Source organism: Glutamicibacter sp., from assembly GCF_032154645.1.
Classification (GTDB): Bacteria; Actinomycetota; Actinomycetes; order Actinomycetales; family Micrococcaceae; genus Glutamicibacter.
The window spans coordinates 150,239-165,405 of the sequence record NZ_JALDXV010000004.1 but is presented as its reverse complement, the minus strand read 5'-3'; the positions used below and the strand labels follow the sequence as shown (position 1 = coordinate 165,405).

At 55.6% G+C, this 15,167-nt stretch carries 14 protein-coding genes, 1 tRNA gene and 2 riboswitches; of the genes, 8 read left to right on the top strand and 7 right to left on the bottom strand.

All coding sequences use genetic code 11. The features are described from left to right. Positions 1-43 precede the first annotated feature (43 nt). The 4 genes from RUH64_RS05855 to RUH64_RS05840 form a co-directional block, all read right to left on the bottom strand. Positions 44-334, bottom strand: coding sequence for a WXG100 family type VII secretion target (locus RUH64_RS05855; protein ID WP_313812050.1), 291 nt, complete (start codon positions 332-334; stop codon positions 44-46). A 95-nt stretch (positions 335-429) separates the two neighbouring features. Then, positions 430-1,923, bottom strand: a complete 1,494-nt coding sequence (locus RUH64_RS05850; RefSeq protein WP_313812078.1) for a HAMP domain-containing sensor histidine kinase — start codon at positions 1,921-1,923, stop codon at positions 430-432. 99 nt (positions 1,924-2,022) lie between these two features. Beyond that, positions 2,023-2,730, bottom strand: coding sequence for a response regulator transcription factor (locus RUH64_RS05845; protein WP_313812049.1), 708 nt, complete (start codon positions 2,728-2,730; stop codon positions 2,023-2,025). A gap of 57 nt (positions 2,731-2,787) precedes the next feature. Then, positions 2,788-3,006 (bottom strand): hypothetical protein, encoded by a 219-nt coding sequence (locus RUH64_RS05840; protein WP_313812048.1) that lies wholly within the window; start codon positions 3,004-3,006, stop codon positions 2,788-2,790. 250 nt (positions 3,007-3,256) lie between these two features. Between RUH64_RS05840 and RUH64_RS05835 the strand changes: the two genes are divergently transcribed. Next, positions 3,257-3,640, top strand: coding sequence for a cold-shock protein (locus tag RUH64_RS05835; protein WP_313812047.1), 384 nt, complete (start codon positions 3,257-3,259; stop codon positions 3,638-3,640). A gap of 3 nt (positions 3,641-3,643) precedes the next feature. Continuing rightward, positions 3,644-4,279, top strand: coding sequence for a DUF3027 domain-containing protein (locus RUH64_RS05830; RefSeq protein ID WP_313812046.1), 636 nt, complete (start codon positions 3,644-3,646; stop codon positions 4,277-4,279). Positions 4,280-4,357: 78 nt separating this feature from the next. On the opposite strand, the gene serC is transcribed toward RUH64_RS05830, so the two are convergent. Then, positions 4,358-5,485 carry a phosphoserine transaminase gene (gene serC, locus RUH64_RS05825; RefSeq protein WP_313812045.1) on the bottom strand — a complete coding sequence of 376 codons (1,128 nt, stop codon included), beginning with the start codon at positions 5,483-5,485 and terminating at the stop codon, positions 4,358-4,360. 257 nt (positions 5,486-5,742) lie between these two features. Between serC and RUH64_RS05820 the strand changes: the two genes are divergently transcribed. The 5 genes from RUH64_RS05820 to RUH64_RS05800 all read left to right on the top strand — a co-directional run bounded on the left by RUH64_RS05820 (position 5,743) and on the right by RUH64_RS05800 (position 11,468). Further along, complete coding sequence (locus RUH64_RS05820) at positions 5,743-6,441, top strand: metal-dependent transcriptional regulator (RefSeq protein WP_313812044.1); 699 nt, start codon at positions 5,743-5,745, stop codon at positions 6,439-6,441. A gap of 75 nt (positions 6,442-6,516) precedes the next feature. Next, positions 6,517-6,699: riboswitch (cyclic di-AMP (ydaO/yuaA leader) on the top strand. 2 nt (positions 6,700-6,701) lie between these two features. Beyond that, positions 6,702-7,733: a M23 family metallopeptidase gene (locus tag RUH64_RS05815; protein ID WP_313812042.1), complete on the top strand. Its 1,032-nt coding sequence runs from the start codon at positions 6,702-6,704 to the stop codon at positions 7,731-7,733. Between the two features lie 123 nt (positions 7,734-7,856). Beyond that, a riboswitch (cyclic di-AMP (ydaO/yuaA leader) is annotated at positions 7,857-8,026 on the top strand. Between the two features lie 4 nt (positions 8,027-8,030). Then, the gene (locus RUH64_RS05810; protein ID WP_313812040.1) at positions 8,031-8,891 is read left to right on the top strand and encodes an NlpC/P60 family protein; all 861 of its coding nucleotides are present in this window, start codon (positions 8,031-8,033) and stop codon (positions 8,889-8,891) included. Between the two features lie 195 nt (positions 8,892-9,086). Beyond that, on the top strand, positions 9,087-9,617 hold the full coding sequence (locus tag RUH64_RS05805) for an HNH endonuclease (RefSeq protein WP_396275989.1): 531 nt from the start codon (positions 9,087-9,089) through the stop codon (positions 9,615-9,617). A 621-nt stretch (positions 9,618-10,238) separates the two neighbouring features. Continuing rightward, positions 10,239-11,468: an ROK family transcriptional regulator gene (locus RUH64_RS05800; protein ID WP_313812036.1), complete on the top strand. Its 1,230-nt coding sequence runs from the start codon at positions 10,239-10,241 to the stop codon at positions 11,466-11,468. Between the two features lie 355 nt (positions 11,469-11,823). Here RUH64_RS05800 and RUH64_RS05795 read toward each other — a convergent pair. Further along, positions 11,824-11,900, bottom strand: a tRNA-Arg gene (locus RUH64_RS05795). A 65-nt stretch (positions 11,901-11,965) separates the two neighbouring features. Continuing rightward, positions 11,966-12,634, bottom strand: coding sequence for a hypothetical protein (locus RUH64_RS05790; RefSeq protein WP_313812034.1), 669 nt, complete (start codon positions 12,632-12,634; stop codon positions 11,966-11,968). A gap of 83 nt (positions 12,635-12,717) precedes the next feature. On the opposite strand from RUH64_RS05790, the gene pcrA reads away from it, so the two are divergent. After that, on the top strand, positions 12,718-15,099 hold the full coding sequence (gene pcrA, locus RUH64_RS05785; protein WP_313812032.1) for a DNA helicase PcrA: 2,382 nt from the start codon (positions 12,718-12,720) through the stop codon (positions 15,097-15,099). Positions 15,100-15,167 lie beyond the last annotated feature (68 nt).

Sequence of the window (15,167 nt, the reverse complement as noted above, 5' to 3'; positions counted from 1 at the left end):
CGGCCACGTGCATTGAGAGACTGGAGGGGACGGTGGTTTCGCGCTAGTAGCGGAACAACGAGGTATTCACCTGTTCCACTTCCTCATACTGAGCAGAGGCATGGTGCAGGGCCGTTGCGATGTTTCCAAGGGCCTCTTCGATGCGCATATGGGTAGAACGCCACTCGGCAACAATTGATTGGAAGGAAGCCGCGGCAGAACCCTGCCAGGTGCTTTGCAGTTGGTCGAGGTTCATCTGCATTGTAGAAACCTCTGAGCGCAAGCGGTCAATGGTGTTCATAACCGCCTGGGACTTCGCCTGCATTTCTCCGGTGTTCGTAGAGAACGTACTCATGATGTCTCCTTACCTTTCATCGGGATGGATGTATTAAAGGTAAGAATCTGCGCGGCCCCCAAGCACCGGACAGCTGCCGGTTGTGGAGAACCGGATCAGGACTGAACCGCTGGCGGATCCTCGTCGAAGTCGTCATCGTCACGAGGCTCTGGCATAGGCACATAAGGCAGGGAGATTGCCATGGTCGCGCCTCCGCCTTCGGTTTGGGTCAGCGAAACTGAACCGCCGTGCTGTTGGACAATGGCTGCGACAATTGCGAGACCCAGACCGGATCCTCCGGTCTCTCGCTGGCGCGAGCTGTCGGAACGATAGAAGCGTTCAAAGATTCGCTTCGCCTCTTCCTCAGGGATTCCGTGTCCGTGGTCCCTGACCTCCAACACCGCGTCAATTGCGCCGGCTACCAGGGAGCGGACACCCACCGCAATCTCAATGGGGGTCCCCTCCGGCGTGTAGCGCAAGGCGTTGGTCAATAGATTGCCGATGACCTGACGGATGCGTGCGTCATCGCCCACGGTGCTGGCAGGGCTCGGCTGATTCGAGAAAAGCCCGACGAGTTTGACCTCGCGGTCCGGGGCTCGGACCTTGGTGTCCTCAACAGCATCTTGGCCCAGAACTAAGAGATCAACCGACTGCTTCTCCATGGGGCGTTGTTCATCCAGCCGGGCGAGCATCAGCAGGTCTTCAACGAGCTGAGCCATGCGTTTTGATTCGGCTTCGATACGGCTCATGGCCGAGTCAAGAGCCTCCGGATTGGCCAGACCTCCGTGCCTGTAGAACTCGGAATAACCCTGAATGGTCACCAGTGGTGTACGCAATTCGTGCGAAGCATCTTGGATGAATCGTCGCATCTTTTGCTCCGAGACTTCTCTGTCGATGAACGCCTTTTCAATTTGGGCCAACATCGCATTCAAGGAACGCGACAATCGTCCAACTTCGGTTTCTTCGGGATAGTCCGTCACTCGCTGGGAAAGATCTCCGGCTGCGATCATCGATGCGGTGCGTTCAACCTTGAGCAGCGGCTTCAACGAACGGCTGGTCAGCCCGTACGCGATCATCGACATCACCAGTGTGGCTAGGAGACCTGTGGAAAGAACCAGAATTGCCGACTGCTGCGCCGTATTGTTGACGGTGTTCAGCGGAATGGCCAAGAAGAGGTTCAGGTTGCTGCTTTTCAACGGCATGACCATGGTTCGCCATCCCGCGGAGTTTGCCTTGATGCCCGGAAGGGTGACCGGTTTCTTCGGGGTTTCGAGAAGTAGATCGATGTTTTCCATATTCAGCAACGGATAGTCCGATGTTGAAGCGAGGGAAACCCTGGAACGAGGCATGATGTAGACGATCTTGCCGTCTTGATCGCGAATATCTGCATAGGAGCTGTTCAGCCCCAAGAGCGTCGGGTCGAAGTCCTTGAACCCGCTGGGGTCGTCATCGTGATCCAGCGAATAGAGGTAGGCCTTGCTCAGGCCCAATCCCATGGTCGGCCCGGCGCTCTTTAGCTGCGCATCGATTTGATTGGTCATGGAGATCCGCAGCGTGTGGGCTGAACCGGCTGCGGTGGCAATAATTGCCACAATCATCAACACAAACATCACTGCCACCAATTTTGTGCGCAGTGTAGTGCGTCGCCAAAGAGAACGAATCGACTTCATGAAATGACTTTTGAGCCCCTATGCAGAGTTCGAAGGTGATTAGCGGCGGTCGGGGGTGCGCATGAGGTAACCAACACCGCGCTTGGTCTGAATCAGTGCTGGCCACTCGGGGCGATCGACCTTGCGACGCAGGTAGGAAATGTAAGATTCGACGATTGAGGCGTCCCCGTTGAAGTCGTATTCCCACACATGATCCAGAATCTGCGACTTGGAGAGCACTCGGTTCGGGTTCATCATCAGGTAGCGCAGGAGTTTGAACTCGGTCGGGGAGAGGTCGATGATTTCACCGGCGCGGCGAACCTCATGGGCATCGTCGTCCAGTTCAAGGTCTGCAACTACGATGGTCGCGTTCTCTTCTTCGCCGGAGGACGTGCGGCGAAGGACCGCCCGGATGCGGGCGACCACCTCGTCGAGGCTGAACGGCTTGGTTACATAGTCGTCGCCGCCAACGGTTAGTCCGGTGACCTTGTCCGAGGTGTCGTCTCGTGCGGTGAGGAACAAAATGGGGAAGTGGCGCCCCGCCGCACGTAGCTTGCGGGTGATGGTAAAGCCATCCATGTCTGGAAGCATGACGTCCAGCACGGCTAGATCTGGCTCTTCGGCTTCAACCGCAGCCAACGCATCGCGACCGTTGGCCGCCGAAACTACTTCGAATCCTGCGAAACGCAGAGAGGTGGAGAGCAGTTCGCGGATATTTGGCTCGTCGTCAACAACTAGAAGTTTTGCTTCTGGGGTTTTAGCACTCATGACCCTAGTGTGCCCAAGAAGTCTGGGAGCCGCCTGTATGAATACTGGGGCAGTAGATTAGTTGCTTCGGCGCTTGATGATGTTCCCGATGACGACTACCGCTGCCAAGATGAAAGCTGCTGGCAGTCCCCAGACACCCAAAGCCATGACCAGCGGTGGAATGGAGATTCCTTGGAAGTAGAGCACCAGTGTTGCGACAAGTGAAAGGGCCGAAAGCACGGCAATGACGATCGCTATACGGGAAACGATGTTCAGGGTTATGGATGAAACGCTCACGATTACCTACTCTACCGGCGCCGCCTATGACCTGATCCCTCATGCTGATATAAGCCGCAAAGGTGATTTTGGGTCCTAATGAATGACATAATCAAAGGTAAACGACTTGATTCGTTTCCATACGTTGAGCACCCGGTCAAAGAATGCGAACCCCGGTGAACGCTCCGCGGAGACGAACACATGAGAATACATGGCGCTGAGCAGGCCTCGGCCATGTTGCTACGTACGAGAATGAACGAGGTATAACGACATGCCTACCGGCAAGGTTAAGTGGTACGAGAAGTCCAAGGGATTCGGCTTCATTACCGCAGAGGACGGCAAAGAAATCTACGTCAACGCTGCAGCTCTGCCCGATGGAATCCATGACCTGCGTCCTGGTACGCGGTTGGAATTCGGTGTGGCCGAAGGTCGGCGTGGACCGCAGGCGCTAAGCCTGCGCCTGCTGGAATCGGCCCCGTCGGTGGCACGCGCAAAGCGCAAGAAGCCAGAGGCTGAGGCCGTTGTTATTGAAGATCTGATCAAATTGCTGGACAGTGTTTCCAATACCTTGCGCAACGGGCGATATCCTGAACAGGCATACGGCAAAAAAGTTGCTACCGTGCTACGCGCGGTAGCCGATGATCTGGACGCATAAATAATGGCCCGTAAACCTAAGATGGACACCATCCTCGCTGATGCAGTAGACGCTGCACGGCAGTCTTTGGCGAATATCGCCGCAGATGCCGAAATCGGTGAGTACCTCGGAGCAACAGCCGAAGGTGAGCGACTTGTCACCCATCGATTTATCTCCCATAAAAAGGGGTATCAGGGATGGACTTGGTTTGCGACCCTCGCACGGGTTCCACGGGCCAAGGCCAAGGATCTAACGGTCTGCGAGGTCGGCATTATCGCCGGGGAGGGCTCATTGCTGGCGCCGGCTTGGGTGCCTTGGGCTGAACGACTCGCCAAAGAAGAGATCGAAGCCGCCGAAGCAGCCCAGTCAGCAAAGGATGTCACGGACGATGAGCCGCAGGATCCCGAGCAGGGTGAAGATGCTCAGAAGCAGTCCGAAGCTGCGCCAAGCGAATCCGTAGCCGCCCAGATTGATGCTGAAACAGAGCAGGGTGAGGCTGAGACTGCGACGGAGGACGAATCGGAATCCGATGAGTCCCAGGAGCCGCTTCAGGCTCCGAAATCTCCCGCACGGCGCCAGGTTCGACGCCGGCGAACCGCTCAGCGGACTGCTGCTCGCCGCCGGGCAGCGCAACGCAACAGGGCTCGCAAGGAAAGCTAGAAAGACAACTAAGACAGATCAAAACAAGCGTGGCCTCCAGAGAAAATCTGGAGGCCACGCTTGATTACTTCTGCGGCTCTATGCCGAGATCTGCTCGATCACAAAGTCAATGCAGTTCAGCAAGGCCTGAACGTCATTTGGCTCGATGGCAACGAAGGTTGCGATGCGCAGTTGGTTTCGGCCCAACTTGCGGTACGGTTCAACATCCACCACGCCGTTGGCACGCAGTACCTTGGCGATGGCTGCAGCATCAACGGAGTCATCGAAATCAACAGTTGAGATCACATTTGAACGGTGCTCCGGCTTGGCCACATAGCAGGAGGCAACCGAGGAGGCCTCTGCCCAGGCCTGAATCTTGCCAGCCGACTGCGCAGTTCGCTCTGCGGCCCACTTCAGTCCACCGTTGGCATTGATCCACTGGATCTGGTTGTCCAGGGACACCAGGGTCGTCAGGGACGGAGTGTTGTAAGTCTGGTTCTTCAGTGAGTTATCAAGAGCGGTCTTCAAATTCAAGAAGTCAGGAATCCAACGATCGCTGGCCGCAATTTCTTCGATACGTGCAATAGCTGCAGGGGAGACGAATGCTAGCCACAGGCCTCCGTCGGATGCGAAATTCTTCTGTGGTGCGAAGTAGTAGACATCGGTTTCAGCCAGGTCTACGTCCAAACCACCGGCGGCGCTGGTGGCATCGATAACTACTAGTGCGTCCTCGTTGGCGCCGGCTACACGCTTGATCGGTGCCGCGGCGCCGGTGGAGGTTTCATTGTGCGGCCAAGCGTAGAGGTCGACGTCGGCTTCTGCGACAGGCGTTGGGACGGTGCCCGGCTCACCTACGATGATCGAAGAGGCGTTCAAGAAAGGCGCCTTGTCGGTGGCCTTGGCGAACTTCGAACCGAACTCACCAAATGAAAGGTGCTGTGCCTTGTTGCGTACTAGGCCAAAGGCGGCAGCATCCCAGAATGCAGTTGAACCACCGACACCGAGCAAAACTTCATAGCCAGCAGGGGCATTGAACATTTCCTTCAGCCCATTTTGTACTGATGCGACAAGGTTCTTAACCGGGGCCTGACGGTGGGAAGTACCCAAGAGCTTGGAGCCCGCATCAGCAATTGCCTGAACTTGCTCTGCACGAACTTTTGAGGGTCCGGCGCCGAAGCGTCCGTCAGCTGGCAGGAGGTCTAGCGGAATGGTGATATCTGTGCTCATCGTGCTCCTCGATAGCGATTATGTGAACTGCTGAAGGCGTCGACCGCACGGATGGAATAACCGTGCAGGCTTCAGGCGTTTCAATAGATATCTTCGCAAATTGCGAGGGTTCGGGAGAAAATCTAGACGGTCGGTTACGACATACGCGCTGGTGGGCTTCGTAACGTTTATGTCGCCCACACCAAGTAGAGTGGACTATCGACGTCTCATTTTATTCAAACGAACCTCAATTGTTGTGACTTCCAGGAGCGGCTGCCGTGTCAGACCTTATCGATACAACCGAGATGTACCTGCGTACCATTCTTGAACTGCAAGAAGAAGAAATCGTGGCCTTGCGCGCACGCATCGCAGAGCGTCTTGGCCACTCCGGGCCGACCGTATCGCAGACCGTTGCCCGAATGGAACGCGACGGCCTTGTCGTGGTTTCATCTGACCGTCACCTTGCCCTGACCGAGAAAGGTCACGAACTGGCAACGAGCGTTATGCGCAAGCATCGACTTGCCGAGCGCCTGTTGGCAGACATGATCGGTTTGGACTGGGAGTACGTTCACGAAGAAGCTTGCCGCTGGGAACATGTGATGAGTGAGCGCGTTGAACGCCGCCTCTATGACCTTTTGGGAAAGCCGACCGTTTCGCCGTACGGCAACCCGATTCCCGGTCTCGAAGTCCTCGGCGGACCAAAAGTGAGCGAAATCTCATCTGACGTCGTCAATCTCGATCAAGCGCTCTTGGATGGAGTCGAAGGGCCAGTGGCTATCGCACGGTTGGCTGAGCCGATTCAAACCGACCCAATCCTGCTCGGACAACTGAATGAAGGCGGAATCCGCCCCGGTGCGATCGTTACCTTGGAGCGAGCAGACGACTATGTAGTTGTTCGGGTTCAGGGGATTGAAGGGGCTTTGGAACTGCCCGTGGAAGTCAGCGGACACGTTTTCGTCAAGGCTCAGGAAAGATAACGAAATTGTAACTTTCTGGCGTGACGTGTAACGTTAAAGCTTGGAGCTAGGGGTTTATCCAGCTCCGGCTCACTTTTTGCGCATACGCCTAGTATTGCCCTGCGCCAAGGTGAGAAGACAGTAGTTTTTGGGCAATAGCGGGGGACCCACTTAATGACGTTCTACGTCTTGGGGTGAAGTCTTGCGTAGAAGCAGGCCGGCTCAATCTCAGGAGCCGAATCCGACAGCTAACTTCGTAGGCGCAACTTGAGAGGAATGTTTTGGCCGATACCAAGACGACCGGCCGACGTGCCGCCGTTGTTGAGCTAGATGCGATCAGTGAGATCGCAGCTTCTGCCGTTGAAAATTCCGGTGGACGCCGCGCATCGCGTGTCAGTGAAGCAGTGGCGACTATTGAAGCAGCGGCTCCTGTACACAGTAACTTTGTAGGTCGTCGCTTTGATGCGCGTCAGCGCTACGGTATCGCGCCAACCCGCCAGATGCTGGCTCTGGGCGAAGATGACAGCAATGTCATTGCGTTGCCAAGCGCCGTCAGGGTTTCAAATGAAGCTGCCGAGATCTCCGGCAACGTTGAATTCATCTCCAAACTCGGCTCGGCAAATCAGAATTCCTCCCGCCTTGGGTTCAGCCACAAGATCGCTGCAGTAGCCGCCGTTTCTGGTCTGGCTCTCGCGGCGTTTGCGCCTCAGCTTTCCGGTACATCCACCGATGACGGCTCGGTGGCAGTCGCGGCCGAACGAACCGCTACGGCTTCTGTGGTTGACGTCACTGCACCTGGCTCTGGCTCTCTCGATGTAGAGCGCGCGGCGTTGACTTCGGATGTCAATCCCAAGGTTGCTAACGAAGAAAAGTTTGAAGAAGTAATGGCCGCTTCCGGCGGAAGCGTCACGGCCATTAAGTCGACTTCGGGGCTGCTTGACCGCCCCGTGAAGTCCAACCGCATTACTTCGCCGTTCGGCCACCGCAGCAACCCCACTGGTGCTGGCACCATGATTCATGGTGGTACAGATTACGGTGTGCAGTGCGGCACAGATGTCTACGCTGCAGCCTCCGGAACCGTCACTGTTGCGGGTTGGGCAGGGCACTCCGGTAACCGCGTGATGATCGATCACGGTGATGGATTGGAGACTGGCTACAGCCACAACACCAAGGTGCTTGTGAACGTTGGAGACAAGGTTCAGCGCGGTGACCTGATCGCTTTGAGTGGCACCACAGGAAACTCCACCGGCTGCCACGTGCACTTCGATGTCATCGTCGACGGGCAGTTCAAAGACCCTGCCGGCTGGTTGTAACGGTCTTCGTCACCGTTTCGTGATCAAAATGTGACTTTTCGAAAATCATCCTATAGGCTTAGATGCGTGCCAGGGGGATCCCTGAGCAACATTGCGTGAGAACCGAGCACTGCCAACACGCAATGTGCAGTTATACACAACTCGTACGGCAGTGGCGGGGGAACCAATATCGGGTCGTTAGTTTGAACTAACAACCCTAGGGGTGAAGTGGAAGAGAAGGAAACTTCGAATCCACCGAGGTAACTCCACTTCGAACCCGACAGCTTACCTCGTAGGTATCAAGGAGAGGCTTTTATAGTGACCAAGCGTCAAGCTCATGGACGTCGCCGCGCCGACGTGCCACGTACTAACTCGCTAGAGGCGATTTCGCAGGCAGTGGCAAACAACGCCGGTTCTGTGGGACGTCAGGCAGCAGTCGTTGCTGCTGCTTCTGGCCTGATCATCACCCTGGGCGTTCCAGGCCAGGCCACCGCATCGCGCGACGTATCCGCTGCTCCAGTGGATACCATCAACCCAGAGCGCGTAGCTGTCAAGGCAGTTACCGTTGCTGCGGACAAGGACGCTTCGGGAGATATCCAGCGCGCAAGCTTCACTGCAAAGCCAAAGCCAGAACCAGTGGTTGTGGCAGTTGCAAACGAAGTAACTTCGACCAAGTCCTCGTCGAACGATTCTTCGTCCGCTTCGAGCAGCTCGTCGGATGATGCCTTCGCTCCTGTGACTCGCTCGAACGTTGGTAAGCAGTCGACTTCCACCAAGTCGAGCACCGCGACCAAGGCCAAGACTTCCAAGGAAGAAACTTCGGTCAGCACCGGCAGCCTGTCGGGTATCGCAGCTACTGCTGCTAAGTATGTCGGTGTTCCATACGTTTGGGGCGGCAGCACACCTTCGGGTTGGGACTGCTCCGGATTCGTCAAGTACGTATACGCACAGCACGGCATCAACGTTGCACGCGGTACTTCGGCAATCTTGGGCTCGGGCCAGTTCAAGCGCACCAGCAACCCTAAGCCAGGCGACCTGGTATTCCAGCGCGGCGGCAGCCACGTAGGCATCTACTTGGGCAACGGCAAGATGATCGGCGCTCAGAACCCAACCGTGGACACCATGATCCACTCGGTGACCCGTAACCCACTGTACGGTTACTACACCCTGGCTGGCTAAGCTTTCAGCTTTTGATAACAGGCCGTTGAACGAGGAAGACGTTCAACGGCCTGTTTTCGTTTAATCAGTTGAACGAGAGCTAGGGATGAAGTGAACTCCAGAAGATCTTTTCCTTATCCCTCACACTCAAGCGCCTTGATCCCTTAGGCTAGCGGTAGACCTCTCCCAAGAGAACGCGAGCCCCACCCATGCCAGATGGCGGCAATCGGTTCAAGAAGGACGTACTGCACTATGCGAACGCTTGTTTTGAACGCTGGCTACGAGCCCTTAGCCGTAGTAACTTTCCGCCGCGCCTTGTTGTTAGTTATGGCGGAGAAGGCAACCATAGTGCTTCAGGATGACTCCAAGCCTGTGCGCAGTGCCCACGGTGAATTACCGCGGCCGACGGTAATTGTCTTGAAGCGCTACGTCCGACGCCCCTACAGGGACATGAATCATGTCACTCGTAGGGGCGTTCTTCGTCGGGATGGTTTTATGTGTGCCTACTGCGGTAAGGCAGCGAACACCATTGACCATGTAGTTCCCCGTAGCAGAGGTGGGCAGAACACATGGGAGAATTTGGTGGCCGCATGCTTATCTTGCAATAGCCGCAAGGCCGATAAGATGCTTGCTCAGCTTGGCTGGCGGCTCAGAGTGACTCCGCATCGCCCTCGGATAGGCGGACACTTGGTCTCCGGGCTGAACCATATCGACGAAGCGTGGGACATGTACCTGCAAGCTAGTTAAGTACAGCACCGTCAAATAGCGGTGTGAAGCAGCGTGGCTGCGACAACGCCCCCTTAGACTCTCGAGAGTCCAGGGGGCATTGATCTTTAATGCAACGGTAGACGTGCACTGCGCAGCTGTTGTCGCACTCTGAACCACTACTGTGGCGAGGCGGAAGCTCTTGAGATCCAGTCGATGGACCGGTAGGCATAGGTGTACAGCACTGAGTGTCGATAAATAAGCGGGGAAGCTCTGAACCTCGGACATGAGATTCATGGCTCGAAGCTGGCTCACTCTGCCAAGTTTTCTTGGTTAGTTTCTCTAATGACAGTTTCTAAAGGTGCTACTTGTGGAATTAGTTTAGGTTGAATGCGTGGTGTTTGGAGCATTGAGCGAGCCAATTTGTCCTTGGTTGTTGATTAAACAAACACCGGTGATCGCAAGATTTCTCGGCGAGAATTCACAATAATGCGTGTGCGACGTGCTTAATGATGGTAACGTGCTTAATTGGATCTCCAACGTTTTTAGTTGTATCGCCAGACGGTTGTATTACTCGCAGTTTTAGGCCGTTTTCAGTAGAGCAAGGCGAAACGTTGGAATTGGAAGATCGATCCATCAACTTTACAGATCAATGGAGCATTAATGCGACGGGGTACAAACCTAGGCCGCTTGGGAGACTTCAACCAAGCGGTAATTCTTGAATCCATCCGAAGGGCACCGGATGGCATCAGCCGCGTTGAACTTGCTGGTTCAACCGGACTTTCACCGCAGACCATTTCTAATGTGGTCCGCCGACTGCTCGACGACGGTATCGTGCGCGAAGACCGCACGATCGTTTCAGGTCCAGGAAAACCTCGCACCGTTCTGGAACTGGAAGGAAACCGACTGGTTTCCATCGGTATTCATCTTGACCCCAGCGTACTGAGCTTCGTTGCCATGAATCTGCGCGGCGAGGTCCTACGCGAGCGAAGCATCGAGGTGCCGAACCTGGAAGTTGCTTCCGAGACTGTTCAGTTGATGGCAAATACCGTCAAGGAGCTCATCGCTGAAATTCGTGTGCCAAAAAAGCACATTGTTGGCGTGGGCATCGCAGTCCCCGGTCCGGTAAACGTTGAAGAGGGCGTGGTGTTGAACCCGCCATTGCTCGATGGATGGGCCGACGTGGAGTTGGTGAACCCCCTGCGCAAGCTGTTGCGTCTGCAGGTGATCATCGAAAAGGACACCATTGCCTCGGCAGTGGGCGAACTGTGGCAGTCGAAGGAAGAGAAGGCGGATGATTTCGTCTTCGTCTACTGCGGCCATGGATTCGGCGCAGGCATCGTTATCAACGGTGAGGTTCACCACGGTTCCAGCAACAATGCCGGTGAAATCGGTCATTACTCCACTGGCTATAAGTCGTTCAAGTGTGAAGAATGCGGGGCAGATGACTGCCTTGCATCCAGCACCTCCTACGAGTTCATCTCGCAGAAGGCGAAGGAACGTGGATTGGATCTGCCAACCTACGAAATCCTCGGCCCAGAGCAGCGTGCTGAGGGTATCAACCGCCTGACTGAGCTGGCGCTTGAGGGCAATGCTGTCGCCAAGGAGATCGTCACTGAAACGATGATCATGGTTGGTGAGGTCGCCGGTCAGCTTGCGAACGCACTGGACATTCAGGAAGTTGTTTTTGGCGGTCCTCAGTGGGTCAAGGTCAACGAGCTGGTGGCCGACGAAGTCGACGCGGCAATCCAGCGCCGCTTTGCATTGCGCGCGGTTCACGAGATCAATTCGCGTACCTCCAAGCTCGGCGGCAATGTGGGTGCCGTTGGCGGTGCCTGTGTAGTTATGGATGCGTCTTTGTCGCCTAAGGCAACTGCTCTTCTTCTGCGCTAAGTAGCGACGGTAGGGAAGACCTAGGGGAATGCTTTGTACGAGGCATTCCCCTTTGCCGTACCTGCACGTTTAACTTCATTTTTGACGCAATCAAATGACCTGTTGATTAGATCAATTTCAGTGAATTCGTGACACCAAAGCAGGGCAGCGGCATGAGCGAAGAGAACTTCGGGTTTTCAGCTCGGCGCCTGAGGGTACTGTCCTCGCCGTTGTGAGTGAGATTAGCGTGAAGGAGGCCCCATCGTGTGGCCTGCCGAGGGGCTAGCACTGGGTGATAAAACTGAACACTTAGATACTCAAGCATAACAAAACCCCTACATTCCTGATGTTTACTGGAATGTAGGGGTTTTATCTTTGGTGCCCCTGGCCGGAATCGAACCGACGGCCTACCCTTTAGGAGAGGGTCGCTCTATCCTACTGAGCTACAGAGGCTGGGCATGAAATCATCATCAAGACTATCTTACTAGGAAGTTCTTCATGTAATTTCATCGGCGGTGCTACGCCGTTTCGCCGCGAAGTTCGGACATTTTTCGTTTCAACGCACGGTTGCCTCTCGCGATGCCGAGTCCAAGGATTAGGCCAGCAGTGATGATTAGCAAGGTCCAGCGAATTGTCGTGAGGACCGAGGCGAACATCACTGCTCCTGCAGTGATCTGATCGGCGGAGAACAGTGCGTCGATGGCGAAATTTTCGAGAATGTCGGCCACAGCGAAACCGAGTGGTGCCAACCAGGCAAGCCAGCGCATACGGCGATTTGGAATCCAACGGGCAAAAAGCATCATGCTGATTCCGGCAGTAAAGAGCGGGAAGAGCAAACCTGCGGTCTTGTGGACATAATTCAACTGGCCGCGGGCATCGTCATTCATGGTTGACCGAAGCGCCTCAATGTCAGCCGTTGTATAGCCGAAGACGCGCTGATCTGGCATGACTAGGCCGTCGCTGAGGTCCTTCATCTGATTCATGGTCAGGATATGAAGGTAGAAGAAGAGGAACACGCAAATGACCAGCCCTGCGGAGATCAGCAACATGGGATTGGAAGGGTTCTGATCTGAGGTGCTCTTAATTCCATTGCTGGAGCGGAGCTGACTATCCAGAATTTCACCTTGTTGCTCCACGAACTGTGAGGGCTTGCGGTATTCCTTAGACTTTTTGACCTTCTTTGCCATGTAATCCATTATGCCTGTGATCGCTACACAGAATTTCTTGCGAGGCCGGTACTGTCCGAGGTACTGCGTAGACTGGCATTATCATGGATTTCCTTTTTGATGATTTCGCTCCAGAAGCACCCCAGCAGGCATTGCCGACTGCCGACGAGCTTCTTGTCGGCATGAACCCGCAGCAGGAAGAAGCAGTACGGTACGCCGGAGGCCCTCTGCTAATCATCGCCGGCGCAGGATCGGGTAAAACCCGGGTGCTCACCCACAGGATCGCCTACCTGCTTGCCACTGGACGCGCGCGCCCCCACGAAATCCTTGCCATTACCTTTACCAACAAGGCCGCCGCCGAAATGCGCGAGCGTGCAGGTGGCCTGATCGGCGAAGATCAGGCGAAAAAGATGTGGATCTCGACCTTCCACTCGTCCTGTGTGCGTATTTTGCGCCGTGAAGCCGCAACGATTGGGTTGAAATCCAACTTCTCCATTTACGACTCCGCCGACTCGTTGCGGCTGATCACCTTGGTGGCCAAGGGGCTTGAAATTGATCCAAAACGATTCACACCAAAGGCTATTGCGCACAAGATTTCATCGTTGAAAAATGAGCTGATCGACGACGAAGACTATGCGTCCACCATCAATACGAATGACCCGTTCGCTCGTGCGGTGTCCGAAGTCTACCGGGGCTACACCCAACGTCTGAGGGCAGCGAACGCCCTAGACTTTGACGATCTCATCGGCCAAGTGGTCTACATGTTCCGGGCATTTCCGCGGGTTGCTGACAACTATCGTCGTCGATTCCGCCATGTTCTGATCGACGAATACCAGGATACAAACCACGCACAATACTCACTGGTGCGTGAACTTACCGGTCCCGACGGACAGACTCCTCCGGGAGAACTGACGGTGGTCGGCGACTCGGACCAGTCGATTTACGCATTCCGCGGTGCTGATATCCGCAATATCATCGAGTTCGAAAAAGACTACCCGAACGCAGCGACCATCAAGCTGGAACAAAACTACCGTTCCACGCAAAACATTTTGTCTGCGGCCAATGAAGTGATCAAACGCAACCCTGACCGCAACGACAAGCGTTTGTGGACTGCCAGCGGCGATGGGGAACAGATCGTCGGCTATGTCGGTGAGTCGGAGTCTGACGAAGCACGGTGGATCGCTGAGGAGATTCTGCGTCTGAACGACGAGGAAGATGTACGCCCCGGGGATGTAGCAATCTTCTATCGCACCAATGCGCAATCCCGTGCACTGGAAGAGCAGTTAATGCGCGTGGATCTCAAATACCGCGTCGTCGGCGGCACCCGGTTCTACGATCGCAAGGAAATTAAGGACGCGCTGGCCTACCTGCGTGCCCTCGTGAATCCTGAAGATGACATCAACGTTCGCCGGATCCTCAACGAGCCTAAGAGAGGAATCGGCGATCGGGCTGAAGGAGCTGTTGCTGCGTTGGCGGAACGGGAGCGGATCTCCTTTATGGAAGCGCTGCGCCGTTCGGACGAGGCGCCGGGGCTTGGAACACGCGGCATTAAGATGACGGCTGCTTTCGTTGCACTCATGGATGATCTGCAGACCGTAGCGGAAGGCTCCGGCCCGGCTGAAGCGCTGGAAGCCGTACTAGAGCAGACCGGATATCTGGAAACTTTGCGTTCTTCCAGCGACCCGCAGGATGAATCGCGTGTGGAAAACCTTGCAGAATTGGTTGCCGTGGTCCGGGACTATGTCACCGACGAGCCCGAGGGGGGACTGGCGGGCTTCTTGGAGCGCGTGGCTCTTGTTGCCGATGCCGACCAGATTCCTCAGGCTCCGAGCGATGACGAGGGTGCGGCCATGGCTGCCCGCGAAGGCATGGTGACGCTGATGACCCTGCACACTGCCAAGGGACTGGAATTCCCCGTGGTGTTCCTGACCGGCATGGAACACGGTGTGTTCCCGCATCAGCGTTCGATGACCGATGAGAAGGAACTGGCGGAAGAACGGCGTCTTGCCTATGTCGGGTTGACCCGTGCGAGAGAGCGCCTGTATCTGACCCGTGCTGAACAGCGCAGCTTGTGGGGGCAGGCGCAGTACAACCCTGCAAGCCAGTTCCTTGAGGAAGTTCCAGGGTCGTTGATCGACTGGAAGCGTGAAGGCTCGTCATTAGGCGGAGGCCTATCCTTCGGGGCCAGTGCAGTTAACTTCGCCACGAGCCGTTATGACCGGGGTAGTCACTGGGGAGCAGGATCGTCGGCGACGAGTCTTCCGACCCGCGGGCACAATGCTGCGCCGGTCTCGAAGCAGCGGGTCGTGCAGAACAAGGAAATTGTTATTCCCAAGGTGGGGCAGAACGTCAAGCATTCAGCGTTTGGTGTGGGCACCGTCATCGCGTTGGAAGGCGCCGGTGACAAGACCGTGGCGAAGGTTCAATTTCCGGATTCCGAGAAAAGACTTCTACTGCGCTACGCTCCGCTGGAAATTGTGGAATAAATGGCGAAAGTGCCGATGTTCCGTTAATCACATTTAACTCAAAATGTCGACCGACCTAGGAATCTCTA